The following is a 720-nucleotide window of genomic DNA, read 5'->3' as shown; positions in this document are numbered from 1 at the left end:
AACTGGAGAACTTCTGGCAATTGGATAAACAAACGATACGCTAGCCAGGTGATAGGCACGTCTAAGAGCGAAGAAATAAAATACATTAGCTACTGCGGAAAAAAAAAGGGCGATTATGAGTTCAGCGTTCCATTGAGCCTCGATAACCAAACTGGTTATTGCCCAAGGCGCAAAAATAAGCGTATGGGCCAATAAGCCCCACCACAAAAAATTTGCGCGCGGATCCGCTAAACGAGTCATTACGTTCCATGCGACATGCATTAGAACCGATAGCGTCAACAATGCGAAGGCATTATCGATCATGGGCTACTCCCTAGTTGACCCGTTTATGTGCTTGGAATGTGCTCATAACGTTAAGGTCATGCCATCATAGCCAGCAATGACATCACTAGGCAGCTTATCTCCGTGCTGCTTTAACCACCTATCAAAGTCGTGCCCAATGTGAGTCATGATCGTCTTTCGTGGTCCAATAGAATCGTGTAAGGCCAAAGTTTCGTTGAGATTGTTGTGGTTTCTATTGTCAACATCAGGTGGAGAACTTGTATCAATAATCAGATACTCCAAATCGGTAGAAGTGAGATATTCAAGCACTTTAGGCGGTAAGCCTTTTGTGTCGGTGAAATACGCCACCGATTTCCCGGCACACTGGAATAAATACCCATAGGTGAGTTTTGAATGAATTAGAGGTAATGAAGTCACCTCAAGATTTTCCAATTTTAG

At 43.6% G+C, this 720-nt stretch carries 1 protein-coding gene and 1 pseudogene; both read right to left on the bottom strand.

Annotated features, from left to right (window positions below; genetic code table 11):
• Window positions 1-303: pseudogene (locus tag A3739_RS30735) on the bottom strand (hypothetical protein); the annotation flags it as partial.
• Between the two features lie 42 nt (window positions 304-345).
• The coding region (locus tag A3739_RS06125) for an MBL fold metallo-hydrolase (protein ID WP_231877019.1) at window positions 346-720 on the bottom strand (375 nt) is incomplete at its 5' end.

Source organism: Oleiphilus sp. HI0067 (genome assembly GCF_001635735.1).
Note: the sequence above shows the minus strand (reverse complement) of the source record. Positions and strands in the feature narration are given on the sequence as shown.